The organism is Amycolatopsis sp. NPDC004368 (assembly GCF_053602515.1).
Genome location: NZ_JBSGDT010000030.1, coordinates 56,903 through 72,056, shown reverse-complemented (window position 1 = coordinate 72,056; position 15,154 = coordinate 56,903). Strand labels below are relative to the sequence as shown.

Below are 15,154 nucleotides of genomic sequence, written 5' to 3'. Positions count from 1 at the left end.
CTCACCACGAGCCGACAGGGCCCACGAGCCTACGCCCGCCCCGGCACCGCTCCTACCCCTTGCCCGGCGGGACGCAAGGCTCAGCGAATCCCCGCCGCATCCATGCCGCGGAGTTCCTTCTTCAGGTCCGACACCTCGTCACGCAACCGAGCCGCCAGCTCGAACTGCAGGTCGCGGGCCGCCTGCATCATCTGATCCGTCATCTGCTGGATGAGGTCCGCCAGCTCCGCCCGCGGCATCCCCGAGACGTCCTTGTCCACCAGCATGCCCGAGCTGCGCACCCGGTCACCCTGTTCGGGCTTCTTTCCGCGGGAGGTGTTCCGGCCCGAGCCGCCCACGGCGACCGCCTGGTCGGAGTCGTCGGCTTCGCTGTAGACGCGGTCGAGGATGTCGGCGATCTTCTTGCGCAGCGGCTGCGGGTCGACACCGCGCTCGGTGTTGTAGGCGACCTGCTTGGCACGGCGGCGGTCGGTCTCGTCGATGGCGTGCTGCATGGAGTCGGTGATCTTGTCCGCGTACATGTGGACCTCGCCGGACACGTTGCGCGCCGCGCGGCCGATCGTCTGGATCAGCGAGGTGCCGCTGCGCAGGAAGCCTTCCTTGTCCGCGTCGAGGATCGCCACCAGCGACACCTCGGGCAGGTCGAGGCCCTCGCGCAGCAGGTTGATGCCGACCAGCACGTCGAAGTCGCCCGCGCGCAGCTGGCGCAGCAGCTCGACGCGGCGCAGCGTGTCGACCTCCGAGTGCAGGTAGCGCACGCGGATGCCGAGCTCCAGCAGGTAGTCGGTGAGGTCCTCGGCCATCTTCTTGGTGAGCGTGGTGACCAGCACGCGCTCGTCCTTCTCGGCGCGCTCGCGGATCTCGTGCACCAGGTCGTCGATCTGGCCCTCGGTGGGCTTCACGACCACCTTCGGGTCGACCAGGCCCGTCGGCCGGATGACCTGCTCCACGAACTCGCCGCCGGTCTGCCCCATCTCGAACGGGCCCGGCGTCGCCGACAGGTACACCGTCTGCCCGATGCGGTCGGAGAACTCCTCCCACGTGAGCGGCCGATTGTCGACCGCGCTCGGCAGCCGGAAGCCGTAGTCGACCAGGTTGCGCTTGCGCGACATGTCGCCCTCGAACATGCCGCCGATCTGCGGCACGGTCTGGTGCGACTCGTCGATCACGAGCAGGAAGTCGTCCGGGAAGTAGTCGATCAGCGTGGCGGGAGCGGACCCGGCCTCGCGGCCGTCGATGTGGCGCGAGTAGTTCTCGATGCCGGAGCAGAACCCGACCTGGCGCATCATCTCGATGTCGTACGCCGTGCGCATGCGCAGCCGCTGCGCCTCCAGCAGCTTGCCCTGCTTCTCCAGCTCCGCGAGGCGCTGCTCGAGCTCCTCCTCGATGCTCTTGATCGCCTTCTCCATGCGCTCCGGCCCCGCGACGTAGTGCGTGGCCGGGAAGATGCGCACCTCGTCGACCTCACGCACGATGTCGCCGGTCAGCGGGTGCAGGTAGTACAGCTTCTCGATCTCGTCGCCGAAGAACTCGACGCGGATCGCCAGCTCCTCGTACGCCGGGATGATCTCCACCGTGTCGCCGCGCGCGCGGAACGTGCCGCGCGCGAACGCGATGTCGTTGCGCGTGTACTGCACGTCGACCAGCGCGCGCAGCAGCACGTCGCGGTCGACCTGCGCGCCGACAGCGAGCTTGGTCGAGCGGTCGAGGTAGGACTGCGGGGTGCCCAGGCCGTAGATGCAGGACACACTGGCCACCACGATCACGTCACGGCGCGAGAGCAGGTTCATCGTGGCCGAGTGGCGCAGCCGCTCGACGTCGTCGTTGATCGACGAGTCCTTCTCGATGTAGGTGTCCGTCTGCGCGATGTACGCCTCGGGCTGGTAGTAGTCGTAGTAGCTGACGAAGTACTCGACCGCGTTGTTCGGGAAGAGTTCCCGCAGCTCATTGGCCAGCTGCGCGGCCAGCGTCTTGTTCGGCGCCATGACCAGCGTGGGCCGCTGCACGCGCTCGATCAGCCACGCGGTGGTGGCCGACTTGCCCGTGCCCGTGGCGCCCAGCAGCACGACGTCCTTCTCGCCCGCCTTCACCCGGCGTTCGAGTTCGTCGATGGCCGCCGGCTGGTCACCGGCGGGCTGGTACTCGCTGATCACTTCGAACCGGCCGCCGGACCGGGGGACGTCGGAAACCGGCCGGAAGTCGGACTGCGCGAGGACGGGGTGTTCGGTTGCGAAAGCCACGTCCACCAGAGTAGGCCGACCCACCGACAGTTTTCAGCCAAGCGCCGCCGCGAGCCGCCTGACCTGGGCCGGAACCCCGACCGCGGCCGGCCCGGCACAGCGTGTCCCGGGTCCCCCGAAGTGCCCACCCCGGCATCCGGGTGGATTTCGCGAAGGCGGCCCGGTGGAGCCACCCGGAACGCCCCGCGCCGGGCAGGATGGGCCGATGACCGACGTGCACCCGCCGAAGGTGGAGAGCTTCGACCCGGCCGCCGGCGTGAACGTGGACCCGAAGGGCGTCGAACGGGCCGTGGACGAGTTCCGCACCGAGCCGTTCGGCCTCTACCTCGCCCGGCCCACGCCCGGGCGCGAGCAGTTCCACTACCTGGAGTCGTGGCTGCTGCCGGATCTCGGGCTGCGCATCACCGACTTCTGGTTCAACCCCGGCCACGGCCGCGACCAGGACTTCTACCTCGACGTGGTGCGGGTGCGCCGCGAGGGCACCACCTGGTTCGCCACCGACCTCTACCTCGACCTCGTGCTCAAGGACAAGATCTCCGTGCAGGTGATCGACTCCGACGAGCTGCTCGCCGCCGTCTCGGCCGGGCTACTGCCCCTGGCCGAAGGCGAGTACGCGCTCGAAACCGCCTACGCCACGGTGGAAGGCCTCGCCGCGCACGGCTACGACCTCGCCGCCTGGCTGTCCACAAAGGACATTACCGCGACCTGGCGCCGGCACCCCTAGGGGACACCGGGTCCACCGATCGGTGGATCCGGCGCGCTCGACGGTGGATGCCGGGTCTGGCCGTTCCGGTGATCCGCCGCACCCCCTCCCCACGGGACGCTTCTCCTCGACGGAGCAAGCGGAAGAGGGGACGGCGGGCATGCCGGTGATCGAGGTCGGGCACCTCCACAAGAGCTACGGCGGCAAGGTCGCGGTGGACGACGTGTCGTTCACCGTCGAGCGGGGCGAGATCTTCGGGATCCTCGGCCCCAACGGCGCCGGCAAGACCACCACGGTCGAGTGCGTGGAAGGCCTGCGCGCCGCCGACCGCGGCACGCTTTCGGTGCTCGGGCTCGACCCGCGGCGCGACCGGGGCGAGCTGCGCCAGCGCGTGGGCGTGCAACTGCAGGAAAGCCGGCTGCCCGACCGGCTGTGCGTGGGCGAGGCGCTCGAGCTGTACGCGTCCTTCTACCGCAAGCCCGCGGACACTGGGCGCCTCCTGGGGCTGCTCGGGCTCACGGAGAAGCGGAACACGGCGTACAAGAAGCTTTCCGGCGGCCAGCAGCAGCGCCTGTCCATCGCGCTGGCCCTGGTCGGCAGCCCCGAGATCGCGGTGCTCGACGAGCTCACCACGGGCCTCGACCCGCAGGCCCGCCGCGACACCTGGGACCTGGTCGAGGCGGTGCGCGACGAGGGCGTGACGGTGGTGCTCGTCACCCACTTCATGGAGGAGGCCGAGCGCCTCTGCGACCGCATCGCCGTGATCGACACCGGTCGCGTGGTCGCCGTCGACACACCCGCCGGGCTGGTGCGCCGGGTCGGCGACGAGCAGCGCATCCGGTTCCGCCCGTCGGCGCCGGTCGACCTCGCGCAGCTGGAGGCGCTGCCCGACGTGCTCACCGTCGAACGCCACGGCTCGCAGCTCGTGGTCACGGGGCGCGCCACCGCGCTGCAGACCGTGACGTCGTTCCTCGCCCGCAACCAGGTCCTCGCCGGGGACCTGCGCGTGGACCAGGCGAACCTCGACGACGCCTTCGTCGCGCTGACCGGCCGGAAACTGGACTGAGGGGGGAAACGGAAATGCTCACGAAGATGACCGCCGTCGAGGCGAAACTGTTCCTGCGCGACCCGGCGGCACCGGTCACCGTGGTCGGCATCCCGCTCGCGCTGCTGCTCGTGTTCGGCCTCATGCCGGGTTCGGGCAAGCCCAGCGCCGAGTTCGGGGGCCACGCCCCGCTGCCGACGCTGATCGCGCCGATGGCCGTGGCCATCCTCATCGCGATGCTCGCGGTGATGATGTTCCCCGCCGCCGTGGCCACCTACCGCGAGAAGGGCGTGCTCAAGCGCCTCTCGGCGAGCCCGGTGCCGCCCGGCCGGCTGCTCGCCGCGCAGCTGCTCGTGAACCTGGCCGCCGCCGCGGTCGCGATCCTGCTCGTGCTGGGGGTGGGCAGGATCGCGCTCGGCATGGCGCTGCCGGAGAACCTCGGCGGGTTCCTGCTCGTGATGGTGCTCGGCGCGCTGGCGCTGTTCTCCGTCGGGACGCTGATCGCGGCGCTCGCGCCGACCAACCGCGCGGCCGGCGGCATCGGCGCGGCGGCGTTCTTCCCCATGCTGGCGCTCGGCGGGGTCTGGGTGCCGAAGGAGCAGCTGCCGCCGGTGCTGCAGCACGTGGCCGACGTCCTGCCGCTCGGCGCGACCATCAACGGCCTGCGGGAAGCGGCCGCGGGCAACTCGCCGGAGCTGCTGCAGCTCGGTTCGCTCGTCGCCTTCGCCGTGGTCTGCTCGGCCGTCGCGGCCCGCACCTTCCGGTGGGAGTGACCGTGTCCGTGACGACGCTGCCCGCCGCCGGGCACGTGGCCGCCCCCTTCGCCCGGGTGCCGGTGTTCGTGATCGCCGGCCTGCTCGGCGCGACCCTGCTGCTCACCGCGAGCCGCTACGGCTACATGGGCGACGAGCTCTACTTCCTCGCGGCCGGGAAGCACCTGTCCTGGGGGTACGTGGACCAGCCGCCGATGCTGCCCCTGCTGGCGCGGGCGATGGACGCGATCGCGCCCGGTTCGGTGCTCGTGCTGCGGCTCCCGGCGATGCTGGCGATGGTCGCGGCGGTCGTGTTCGCCGCGCTGATCGCCCGCGAGCTCGGCGGCCGGGCGAAGGCCCAGGCCCTGACCGCGGCGACCTGCGCGGTGAGCACCCAGTTCATCGCGTCGGGCCACTACCTGGCCACCTCCACGCTGGACCCGTTCCTGTGGACGGTGGTGATCTGGCTGCTGGTCCGCTGGATCCGCACGCGCGACGACAATCTGCTGCTCTGGGCCGGCGTGGCCACGGCTGTCGCGCTGTACGTGAAGTTCCTGATCGGCGGCTTCTGGGCCGTCGCGATCGTCGCCCTGCTGGTCTTCGGGCCGCGCGAGCTGCTGCGTCGGCCGAAGCTGTGGATCGGCGCGGCCATCACGGTGGCGGCGCTGGTCCCGACACTCACCTGGCAGGCCACGCACGGCTGGCCACAGCTGGGCATGGGCGAGGCGATCTCGGCGGAGGTCGCGCAGACGTGGGGCGGGCGCCTGCTGTGGCTCCCGTCGGCGCTGGCCACCGCCGGGCTCCCGGTCGGGGTGGTGCTCCTGTGTCACGGCCTGTGGCGCCTGCTGCGCTCGCAGCGGCTGCGGCCCTACCGCTTCCTCGCGTGGACCACGCTCGGCCTGGCCGTGGTGTTCGTCGCGGTCAACGGCCGCTCCTACTACATCGCCGGCATGTTCGTGCCGTGCTGGGCGGCCGCCGCCGTGGAGCTGGAGTCCGGCCGGGCGTCACGCTGGTGGCGCTGGATCGCGACCTGGCCGGTGTACGTCCTGACCGCCCTGCTCGCGCTACCGATCTCCCTGCCGGTGTGGCCGCAGCCGTGGCTCGCCGCGAACCCGGCACTGCCGACACCGACGTTCTCGTTCGCCGAGATCGGTTGGCCCGAGGCGGCGCGGTCGGTGGCGGACGAGTTCGAGAAGCTGCCCGATCCCGCGCACACGGCGCTGGTCGGGGAGACGTACTGGTCGGCCGGCGCGATCGAGGAGTACGGCCGGCCGCTGGGCCTGCCGGAGCCCGCGAGCCCCAACCGCGGTTACGCGACCCTGGTCGTGCCGCCCGACTCCGACACCAGCGCGCTCTGGATCGGCCCCGACCCGCGGCCGCTGCTCGGCCACTTCGCCGACCTGCGCCAGGTCGGCGAGGTGGACACCGGTGCGGCCCTGCCGAGCGTCGCGGACGGGACGCCGTTGTGGCTCGCCACCGAGCGCCGGCAGCCGTGGCAGCAGATCTGGCCGCACCTGGTGAACACGCACAGCTGACCTGGGACGTGTCCGGCGCCACACACCATCCGGTGGCGCCGGACACCGGCCCGTAGGGTGCCGCGCGACGAGCCCGACCGGAAGACAGGGAGCACGATGGAAGCCGTGACCACGGCAGGGGCAGCGATCGGGCGCGGCTCGGCCGTGGCCGAGTTCGCCCGTCGTCCGGTGGCGCTGCTCGCGGCCGGGACCGCGGCGGTCCTGCTGGCCACGGCCGGGCGCTACGGCTACTTCGGCGACGAGCTGTACTTCCTCGCCGCGGGCAAGCACCTGTCGTTCGGCTACGCCGACCAGCCACCGGTGCTGCCGCTGCTCGCCCGCCTGATGGACACGATCGAGCCGGGCTCGCTCGTCGTCCTCCGGCTGCCGGCGATCCTCGCGACGGCGGCCGGGGTCGTGGTCACGGCGTTGATCGCGCGGGAGCTCGGCGCCGGCCGCAAGGCGCAGACGCGAGCGGCCGCCGCGTACGCGATCTGCGGCCAGTTCGTGGGCAGCGGCCACTACCTCGCCACGTCGACCGTCGACCCGCTGCTGTGGACGCTGGTGCTCTGGCTGCTCGTGCGGTGGCTGCGCACGCGGGACGACGATCTCCTGCTGTGGCTGGGTCTGATCACGGCCGTGGCGCTCAACGTGAAGTTCCTGATCGGCGCGTTCTGGGCGATCACCGCCGTGACCGCGCTGCTCTTCGGCCCGCGCGACCTGCTGCGCCGCCCGAAGCTGTGGGCGGGCGCGGGAATCGCGGCGCTGGCGTGCGTGCCGACGCTGCTGTGGCAGTCGCTCAACGGCTGGCCGCAGCTGGGCATGGGCGACGCGGTGTCCCACGAGGTCGCCGAAGCCGGCGGGCGCGCGGAATTCCTGCCGGGGCTGCTCGCCGGCGCCGGACTCGTGATCGGCGCGCTCGGCGTCTGCCACGGCCTGGTCGTGCTGCTCGGATCGCGAACCCTGCGGCCGTACCGCTTCCTCGGCTGGACGGCGATCGGCGTGGTGGCGGTGTTCCTCGTCGCGGGCGGGCGCTTCTACTACGCCGCCGGCATGTTCCCGATCCTGTGGGCCGCGGCGGCCGTGCACCTGCAGGACCGCCGGCCCGCGCTGTGGTGGCGGTGGGTGCCGACGTGGCCGGTGTTCCTGCTGTCCGCGCTGTACAGCCTGCCGTACGCGTTGCCGGTGTGGCCGGCGCAGTGGCTCGTGGAGCACCCCGACGCACCGCACCCCGCGTACGCGACCGAAGAGATCGGCTGGCCGGACCTGGCCGCGTCCGTGGGCGCTGTCTACCGGACGCTGCCACCCGGGCAGCGGTCGCACACCGCGCTCGTCACCGCGGGCTACTGGCAGGCGGGCGCGCTCGACCGCTACGGCCCCGAGGCCGGGCTGCCCGAGGCGTACAGCGGCAGCCGCGGCTTCTGGTACTTCGGCCGGCCCGCCGACGACGTGGACACGGTGCTGTTCGTGGGCGCCGACCCGGGGAAGCTGGCGCCGTACTTCCGCTCGGCCCACGTCGCCGGCACGGTGGAGAACCGGCTCGGCGTGGTGAATGCGAGCGAGCACCTCCCGATCTGGCTCATGAGCGGGCGCACCGGAAGCTGGCCCGAGATCTGGCCCCGGGTGAAAGATCTGAAGGCATGAAGGTCGACGACGCCCGCGACGTGCGGATCGACTGGCGGGGCTCGCTGCTGGTGCCCCTGGCCGGCCGTGCCGGGGATCCGCCCCCGCTGCGGTGGCACTTCTGGTTCAACCGCGCCGAGACGACGGCGCCGTTCGTGCTGCTGGCGATCCCCACCCTGCTCAGCGCCGTGCGCACCGACCAGTCGCCCGCCCACCGGCTCACCACGCTCGCGATCGCGGCCGGGGCCGCGGTGTGGCTCGTGCTCACCCAAGTGCTCCCCGGCGGCCGCGTGCGCGAGAACGCGGCGTTCGCCGCACTCAGCTTCGCCGGCGTCGTCGGCTTCGGCGCGGTGCTCGAAGCGCGGGAGACCTACTTCCTGATCTTCATGGTCCACGGGTTCTTCGCGGCCATGCGCATGCGTCCCGTGCCGGTTTCGCTGCTCGGCGTCGCCGTCACCTCGCTGCTGATCAACACGATGGCCAACGGCGGACCACTCGTGGCGCTCGCCACGGCCCCCGCGATCTGGGTGACGCTCGTGATCGTGCAGACCCTCGCGATCGGCGGGGGTGGCGCGGTGTTCGCCGCCATCGGCCGCCAGAGCGCGGAACGCAAGCGCGCGCTCGACAAGCTCGCCGCCGCGGAGGCCGAAAACCGGGGCCTGCAACGGCAATTGCTCACCCAGGCCCGAGAGGCCGGCGTGCTCGACGAACGGCAGCGGCTGAGCCAGGAGATCCACGACACGCTCGCCCAGGGCTTCACGGGGATCATCACCCAGCTCGAAGCCGCCGCGCAGGCCAGCGAGAACCCCGCCGAATGGCAGCGGCACCTCGACACCGCGACCGCGCTCGCGCGGGAGAACCTGACCGCCGCGCGCCGGTCCGTGCACGCGCTGCGCCCGGAACCGCTGGAGTCGGCGACACTGCCCGACGCGCTGGCCGAGGTGGCCCGCCTGTGGAGCGAACGCACCGCCGTGCCCGCCGGCTTCTCGACCACGGGCACGGCGGAGGCGCTGCACCCCGAGATCGAGGCGACGCTGCTGCGGATCACGCAGGAGGCACTGTCCAATGTGGCCAGACACGCGCGGGCCGGCCGGGTGCGGCTCACGCTGTCGTACATGGGCGACGAGGTGACGCTCGACGTGGTCGACGACGGCGTCGGCTTCGATCCGGAACACCCGCCCCCGAGCGAAGGCGGCTTCGGTCTGCCCGGCATGCGAAGCCGGGTGCAGCGGCTCGCGGGCACGCTGCACGTGGAGTCGGAACCCGGCGGCGGCACGGCGATCTCGGTGAACCTGCCCGCCGTCCCGGCTGCCACACTGGGCGGGCTCGAGGACGGCGGACTCGAGGACAGGGGGACCGAGAACGAGGGGGCGTCCGCATGACCGTCACGCTGCTCATCACCGACGACCACCCCATCGTCCGCGACGGCCTGCGCGGCATCTTCACCGGCGAGCACGGCTTCGAAGTGCTCGGCGAAGCCGCCAACGGCGCCGAAGCGGTGACGCTCGCGGAGTCGCTCAAGCCCGACGTGGTCCTGATGGACCTGCGCATGCCGGGCACCGACGGCGTCGCCGCGATCACCGAACTCGCCCGCCTCGGCAACCTCGCGCGCGTGCTGGTGCTCACCACGTACGACACCGACTCCGACGTGCTGCCCGCCATCGAGGCCGGCGCCACGGGGTACCTGCTCAAGGACGCGCCGCGCGAGGAGCTGTTCCGCGCCGTGCGCGCGGCCGCCCGCGGCGAGGCCGTGCTCTCCCCCGCCGTCGCGAGCCGGCTCATGGGGCAGATGCGGGCGCCGGCGAAGGAACCGTTGTCGCAACGGGAGATCGAGGTGCTCACGCTCGTCGCGCGCGGCTCCACGAACAAGGACGCGGCGAAGAAGCTCTTCATCAGCGAGGCGACGGTGAAGACGCACCTCATCCACGCGTACGCGAAGCTCGGCGTGAAGGACCGCGCCGCCGCGGTGGCGGTGGCTTTCGAACGAGGTCTCCTCGGCGGCTGAATCCTGTGGTTGGCTGACCCGATGTTCCCGCAGACGCCCGCCGCCGCGGCCGCACTGGCCGTGGCCACGCGCTTCCACTCGCCCGCGCTGCTCAACCACTCCGTGCGCGCCTACCTCTGGGGCACGCATTACGCGGCGGCCCACGGGATCGGCTTCGACGACGAGCTGTACTACGTGTCGGCCCTGCTGCACGACCTCGCACTCACCGCCGAGTTCGACAACCACGGCCTCCCGTTCGAGACCGCCGGCGGTCACCTGGCCTGGGTGTTCGGCGCCGCGGCGGGCTGGCCGGCGGACCGCGCCGCGCACGTCGAGGAGATCATCGTGCTGCACATGCGCGACGACGTGGCGGCCGGCGAGGACCCCGAATCCCACCTGCTGCAGGTCGCCACGAGCTGGGACGTGTCCGGGCGCCGCCCCGAGGAGTTCGCGCCCGACGTGCGGACGGCGGTCCTCACCCACTACCCGCGACTGGATTTCGGTGCGCAGTTCCTGGCCTGCTTCGAGAACCAGGCCGGGCGCAAGCCGGACAGCGCCGCCGGACAGGCCGTTACCGGCGGGATCGCGGCCCGGATCGCCGCGAACCCGCTCGGCTGATCACGGCCAGAGCACCGCCCCGCGGGCCGCGACCCGTTCGGCGATCACTGCCACGAACTTCGCGCCCGGCAAGGGATCCGGCCGTTCGCCGGAGCGCAGCCGCGGCGCGACGAGGTCCTCCTCCACCTCGCGCGCGCCGATCACCGCAAGGTAGGGCACCAGCCGGTGGTCCCGGATCCGCGCGCCGAGACTCCCGCGCTCCGGACCGGCCGGCTCCACTCGCAGCCCGGCTTCCTCGGCGCGGCGCACCAGCGCACCGGCGTGCGCCACTTCGGCCTCCGACACCGGCAGCACCACCAGCTGCACCGGCGCGAGCCACGGCGGCAGCGCCCCACCGTGCTCTTCGAGCAGCTGGGCCATCGCGCGTTCGACGCTGCCGAGCAGGCTGCGGTGCACCATCACCGGGCGGTGCACCGCGCCGTCGGCGCCCACGTACCCGAGGTCGAACCGCTCGGACTGGTGGAAGTCGACCTGCACGGTCGAGAGGGTCGCCGAGCGGCCCGCGCTGTCGGTGACTTGCACGTCGATCTTCGGGCCGTAGAACGCCGCTTCGCCCGGTGCCACGTCGTGATCGAAACCGTCGAGCGCCTCGACGAGCAGCGCTTCGGCACGAGCCCAGTGCTCGGCGGAGCCCACGTGGTCACCCGACGCTCCCGCGAGCGAGAGCCGGTAGCGCGCCGGGCGCAGCCCGAGGTCGGCGTGCACGCGGCGGATCAGCTCGAGCGCGCCGCGGACCTCGTCGACGACCTGGTCGGGGCGGCAGAACAGATGCGCGTCGTTGAGCTGGATCGCGCGCACGCGGGTGAGCCCGCCGAGCACCCCGGACAGCTCGGCGCGGTACATGCCGCCCAGCTCCGCGATCCGCAGCGGCAGCTCGCGGTGGCTGCGCGAGCGGGACCGGTAGATCAGCGCGTGGTGCGGGCACAGGCTGGGCCGCAGCACGAGCTGCTCGCCACCCACGTCCAGGGGCGGGTACATGTCGTCGCGGTAGTGGGCCCAGTGGCCGGAGAGCTCGTACAGCTCCCGTTTGCCGAGCGCCGGCGAATACACGTGCCGGTAGCCCGCGTGGCGCTCGACTTCCCGGACGTACTCCTCCAGCTCGTGGCGGACCACGGCGCCGTCGGGCAGCAGGTAGGGCAGGCCGGCGCCGATCAGCGGATCGGTGCCGAACAGGCCGAGCTCACGGCCGAGCCTGCGGTGGTCGGGCATGGGGTGCTCCTCACGGACGGGCCGAGGCGCACACCCCAGGAGACACGACGAAGCCCCGGGGTGGCCACCCCGGGGCTTCGTTCGCTCTGGTTTCAGCGCGCCGGGACGGTGTCCGGCGTCGTCGTGCTGATCGAGCGGTTCATGCCGACGACGTTAACCGCGCCGCCGCCCGCACCGCACCCGGATTTCCGTCCCGGTCACAGCTGCCACGACGCCGACGCGGCCCAAACCTCGGCCCGGGCGAACGCCGCGTCGACCCAGCCCTGCTTGGCGTCGGCGTAGTCGGCGACGGTGCCGTCGGCCGAGTGCTCGCGCGCCAGCTCTTCCTTCACGGTCGCGTACGCGTCGCGCTCGGCCGGGTTCGCGCGGAGCCAGTCGCGGAACAGCAGCGCGAGCCGCCACGTCGGCGTCTCAGGCGTGCGGACGTGCAGGTTCACCGGGCGCTTCGGGTCGGCTCCCACGTGCAGGCGCTTGGGCCACGGTGCGGCGGAACCGTCCTGCGGCTCGTCCCACCAGTCGCCCTCGAGACGGGGGAAGCCGGCGTCGGCCAGCGGTTCGGCGAGCGCGTCGGCGTCGGCGAGCGTGGGGACGGTGAGCTGGAGGTCGAGCACGTCCTTGGCCGGCAGCCCGGCCACAGCGGTCGACCCGATGTGGTCGGCGCGTACCAACCGGTCCCCCGCGACCATCCGCAGCCGTGCCAGCCGGCGTTCGGCCTGCTGCGGCCACGTCGGGTCGGCCGGCGCGATCACGGGCGACATCGGCGGGCGCGGCTTGCGCAGCCGCAGGTTGGCCTCGAACGGCACCAGCCGGTCGGCCCACAGCGCGTCGACCTCGGCGAGCACGGCGTCCTGCGCGCCGCCGTTGTCGAGCCAGACGTCGGCGGCGGCGCGGCGCTGCTCGTCGGTGGCCTGCGCGCGGATCCGCGCCCGGGCGTCGGCCTCGGCCATGCCGCGCACCTCCACGAGCCGGCGCACGCGGATCTCCACAGGGGCGTCGACGATCACCACGAGGTGGTACGCCGCGGCCAGGTTGCCCTCCACCAGCAACGGGATGTCGTGCACGATCACCGCGTCGTCGGCCGCCTCCGCCATCAGCTCGGCCGTGCGCTTGCCGACGAGCGGGTGCACGATCCCGTTGAGGCGCTTGCGCGACTCGTCGTCGGCGAACGCCTTCGCGGCCAGCGCCGGCCGGTCGAGCGAACCGTCGGCGGCGAGCACGTCCTCGCCGAACGCCTCGACGAGCGCCGCGAGCCCGGGAGTACCCGGCTCCACGACCTCACGCGCGATCCGGTCGGAATCGACGAGCACGGCACCGTGCTCAGCGAACCGGTTCGCCACCGTCGATTTCCCCGCGCCGATCCCGCCCGTCAGACCCACTCGCAGCATGACCTCACCCTAGCCAGCCCACGCCGCCACCCGATCAGGGGACGTCAGAGGCTTGCACGTGCACTCGCACGGTTACACGCACACCCACAGACGAAAATCAAGCACCTTGTCCGGATCTGATCAACTGATCAGGGTGACACGCCGAGCGGCTACCCCGAATTACCGGCGCCATTGCGTACCGTGCGCGGCGGAAGGGTCGCCCACACGGAGGAACGATGGCGGAAAAGCACGTCGGGAAGCACCGGCTCGGCACACCGGGGCTGGTGCACTGCGTCGGCTACCGCGACGTGGCCGAGGCCCTCGCCGAATACCGGCGCACTTGGCTCAGCGCCCTTCTCGTGCCCGCCCAGCACAGCTTCGCCGGACTCCGCCGCCGAGCCCGCGCGGCGGCCCTGGAACGCGTCTGGACGCCGGCGCTCTCGACTTCCTGAGCCGCCCCGTTAACCGCCCGCACCGGCCAACGCCGGCGTCCCCGTGGTCCGGAACCGGGCGCGGTAGGCGCTGGGCGGTACCCCGAGCTCCCGCGTGAAGACGCGGCGCAGCGTTTCGGCCGAGCCGAACCCCGTGTGGCGCGCGACCACGTCGAGCGGCTCCGTGCCGGTCTCCAGCAGCTGCCGCGCGGCCTCCAGGCGGGTGCTCTCCACGAACCGGGCGACCGAAGTGCCCATCTGGTCGCGGAAGAGCCGCGTGAGGTGGCGGACGCTCACCCCCGCGGCGTCCGCCAGCGAGGACAGGCTGTGGTCCGCCGCCGGGTCGGCCGTGATGCGGTCCATGATCCGGCGCAGCAGGTCGTTGCGCGCCGGCTGCGCCGCGAGGCGCACGCTGAACTGCGACTGGCCGCCGGGCCGCTGCAGGAACACCACGAGGTGCTTGGCGACGAGCCGCGCCGCCGGCGAGCCGAGGTCTTCCTCCACGAGAGCGAGCGACAGGTCGATGCCCGACGTGACGCCGGCCGACGAGATCACCGACCCGTCACGCACGAAGATCGCCTCACAGTCCACCTCGACGCCCGGGTAGCGGCGCGCGAGCTGGTCGGCGAGCTCCCAGTGCGTGGCGGCGCGGCGGCCTTCCAGCAGCCCCGCCGCCGCGAGCGTGAAGGCGCCCGCGCACACCGAAGCCGTGCGCCGCGCCTGCCGCGACAGGCGGCGGACCTCGTCGAGCAGGTGCTCGTCGGCCACGGTGGTCTGCCAGTTCGGGCTGCCGGGCACCACGAGCGTGCCGCCCTCGACCGAGACGTCCTCCAGCGCCACGTCGGCACCCAGGCGCGTGCCGGTGGTGGTGCGCACGTCGGTGCCGCCCGGCGAAGCGGTCAGCAGCTCGTAGTGCGCGCCGTGCTCGTTGGCCATCCCGAAGACCTCGAGCGGCCCGGTCACGTCCAGGAGCCGCACCGCGTCGTAGACGACCACGACGACCCGTTCGCTGCGCTCCACCTCCCGCACCGCCCTTCAGACCAGCTTCGTCTGGACGTCGATCTCGTTCTCCAGCGTGCGGTGCACCGGGCACTTGTCGGCGATCTCCATCAGCCGCGCGCGCTGCTCGTCGTCGAGGTCGCCCTCCAGCGTGATCTCGCGGCTGATGCGGCTGACCATGCCGACCTCGGTCTCGCAGCGCTCGCAGTCGCGCGCGTGGATGCGGTCGTGGCGCAACCGGACACTCACGTTGGCCAGCGGGATGTTCTTGCGGTCCGCGTACATCCGCAGCGTGATCGCCGTGCAAGAGCCCAGTGCGCCGAGCAGCAGGTCGTACGGTGTCGGGCCGGTGCCGTCGCCACCGACCGACTTCGGCTCGTCCACGACGAACTCGAAACCGCCCGCGGTCACGTGCTGGGTGAAGCGGCCGTCGCCCGCTTCACTGACGACCACAGTGCCCGATTCCGCCTCAGTCATCCGGTTTTCCTCCTGCTCGGGGTTCTCGACGGTGCCACCGCGCCGCTCCCTGTCACCGAACGTCGTTTGTGGACGAAGTGGTGCCACGCCGTGGCGAGGTCCACAGGACGAAGATCCCACAGATCGGGCCGCATGGCGAAGTTCCCAAGCGCGCTTGAATATCGTATCTTCGGCAGGCGAGACGCGGACCTGTCC

Annotated in this window: 14 protein-coding genes; 9 read left to right on the top strand and 5 right to left on the bottom strand. The window is 72.2% G+C overall.

The window, feature by feature from the left end:
- Positions 1-80: 80 nt before the first annotated feature.
- A complete protein-coding gene (uvrB, locus tag ACWEOE_RS32070; protein ID WP_452015767.1) occupies positions 81-2,240 on the bottom strand; it encodes an excinuclease ABC subunit UvrB in 2,160 nt (719 codons plus the stop codon).
- A gap of 205 nt (positions 2,241-2,445) precedes the next feature.
- Between uvrB and ACWEOE_RS32065 the strand changes: the two genes are divergently transcribed.
- The 8 genes from ACWEOE_RS32065 (at position 2,446) to ACWEOE_RS32030 (ending at position 10,479) form a co-directional block, all read left to right on the top strand.
- Positions 2,446-2,964: a DUF402 domain-containing protein gene (locus tag ACWEOE_RS32065; protein WP_452015765.1), complete on the top strand. Its 519-nt coding sequence runs from the start codon at positions 2,446-2,448 to the stop codon at positions 2,962-2,964.
- A gap of 139 nt (positions 2,965-3,103) precedes the next feature.
- Positions 3,104-4,009 (top strand): ABC transporter ATP-binding protein, encoded by a 906-nt coding sequence (locus tag ACWEOE_RS32060; RefSeq protein ID WP_452015763.1) that lies wholly within the window; start codon positions 3,104-3,106, stop codon positions 4,007-4,009.
- A gap of 14 nt (positions 4,010-4,023) precedes the next feature.
- Positions 4,024-4,761 (top strand): ABC transporter permease, encoded by a 738-nt coding sequence (locus tag ACWEOE_RS32055; RefSeq protein ID WP_452015761.1) that lies wholly within the window; start codon positions 4,024-4,026, stop codon positions 4,759-4,761.
- Positions 4,762-4,763: 2 nt separating this feature from the next.
- A complete protein-coding gene (locus ACWEOE_RS32050; RefSeq protein ID WP_452015759.1) occupies positions 4,764-6,275 on the top strand; it encodes an ArnT family glycosyltransferase in 1,512 nt (503 codons plus the stop codon).
- Between the two features lie 105 nt (positions 6,276-6,380).
- Positions 6,381-7,898 (top strand): glycosyltransferase family 39 protein, encoded by a 1,518-nt coding sequence (locus ACWEOE_RS32045; protein ID WP_452015757.1) that lies wholly within the window; start codon positions 6,381-6,383, stop codon positions 7,896-7,898.
- Entirely contained in the window at positions 7,895-9,259 is a 1,365-nt protein-coding gene (locus ACWEOE_RS32040; RefSeq protein WP_452015755.1) for a sensor histidine kinase, read from the top strand. The genes ACWEOE_RS32045 and ACWEOE_RS32040 overlap by 4 nt, the downstream gene beginning before the upstream one ends.
- Positions 9,256-9,882 (top strand): response regulator, encoded by a 627-nt coding sequence (locus ACWEOE_RS32035; protein WP_452015753.1) that lies wholly within the window; start codon positions 9,256-9,258, stop codon positions 9,880-9,882. The genes ACWEOE_RS32040 and ACWEOE_RS32035 overlap by 4 nt, the downstream gene beginning before the upstream one ends.
- 9 nt (positions 9,883-9,891) lie before the next feature.
- Positions 9,892-10,479, top strand: coding sequence for an HD domain-containing protein (locus tag ACWEOE_RS32030; RefSeq protein WP_452015751.1), 588 nt, complete (start codon positions 9,892-9,894; stop codon positions 10,477-10,479).
- Here the strand turns inward: ACWEOE_RS32030 and thrS are convergent, their stop codons facing one another.
- Together thrS and coaE are read right to left on the bottom strand one after the other, a co-directional pair.
- Positions 10,480-11,727, bottom strand: coding sequence for a threonine--tRNA ligase (thrS, locus tag ACWEOE_RS32025; RefSeq protein WP_452015820.1), 1,248 nt, complete (start codon positions 11,725-11,727; stop codon positions 10,480-10,482). It abuts the gene before it with no gap.
- 158 nt (positions 11,728-11,885) lie between these two features.
- Positions 11,886-13,073, bottom strand: coding sequence for a dephospho-CoA kinase (gene coaE, locus ACWEOE_RS32020; RefSeq protein WP_452015749.1), 1,188 nt, complete (start codon positions 13,071-13,073; stop codon positions 11,886-11,888).
- Between the two features lie 215 nt (positions 13,074-13,288).
- Here coaE and ACWEOE_RS32015 point away from each other — a divergent pair, with 215 nt between their 5' ends.
- Positions 13,289-13,504, top strand: coding sequence for a hypothetical protein (locus ACWEOE_RS32015; RefSeq protein WP_452015747.1), 216 nt, complete (start codon positions 13,289-13,291; stop codon positions 13,502-13,504).
- A 9-nt stretch (positions 13,505-13,513) separates the two neighbouring features.
- On the opposite strand, the gene ACWEOE_RS32010 is transcribed toward ACWEOE_RS32015, so the two are convergent.
- On the bottom strand, positions 13,514-14,503 hold the full coding sequence (locus ACWEOE_RS32010) for a GlxA family transcriptional regulator (protein WP_452015745.1): 990 nt from the start codon (positions 14,501-14,503) through the stop codon (positions 13,514-13,516).
- Between the two features lie 15 nt (positions 14,504-14,518).
- On the bottom strand, positions 14,519-14,959 hold the full coding sequence (locus ACWEOE_RS32005; protein ID WP_452015743.1) for an OsmC family protein: 441 nt from the start codon (positions 14,957-14,959) through the stop codon (positions 14,519-14,521).
- Positions 14,960-15,154 lie beyond the last annotated feature (195 nt).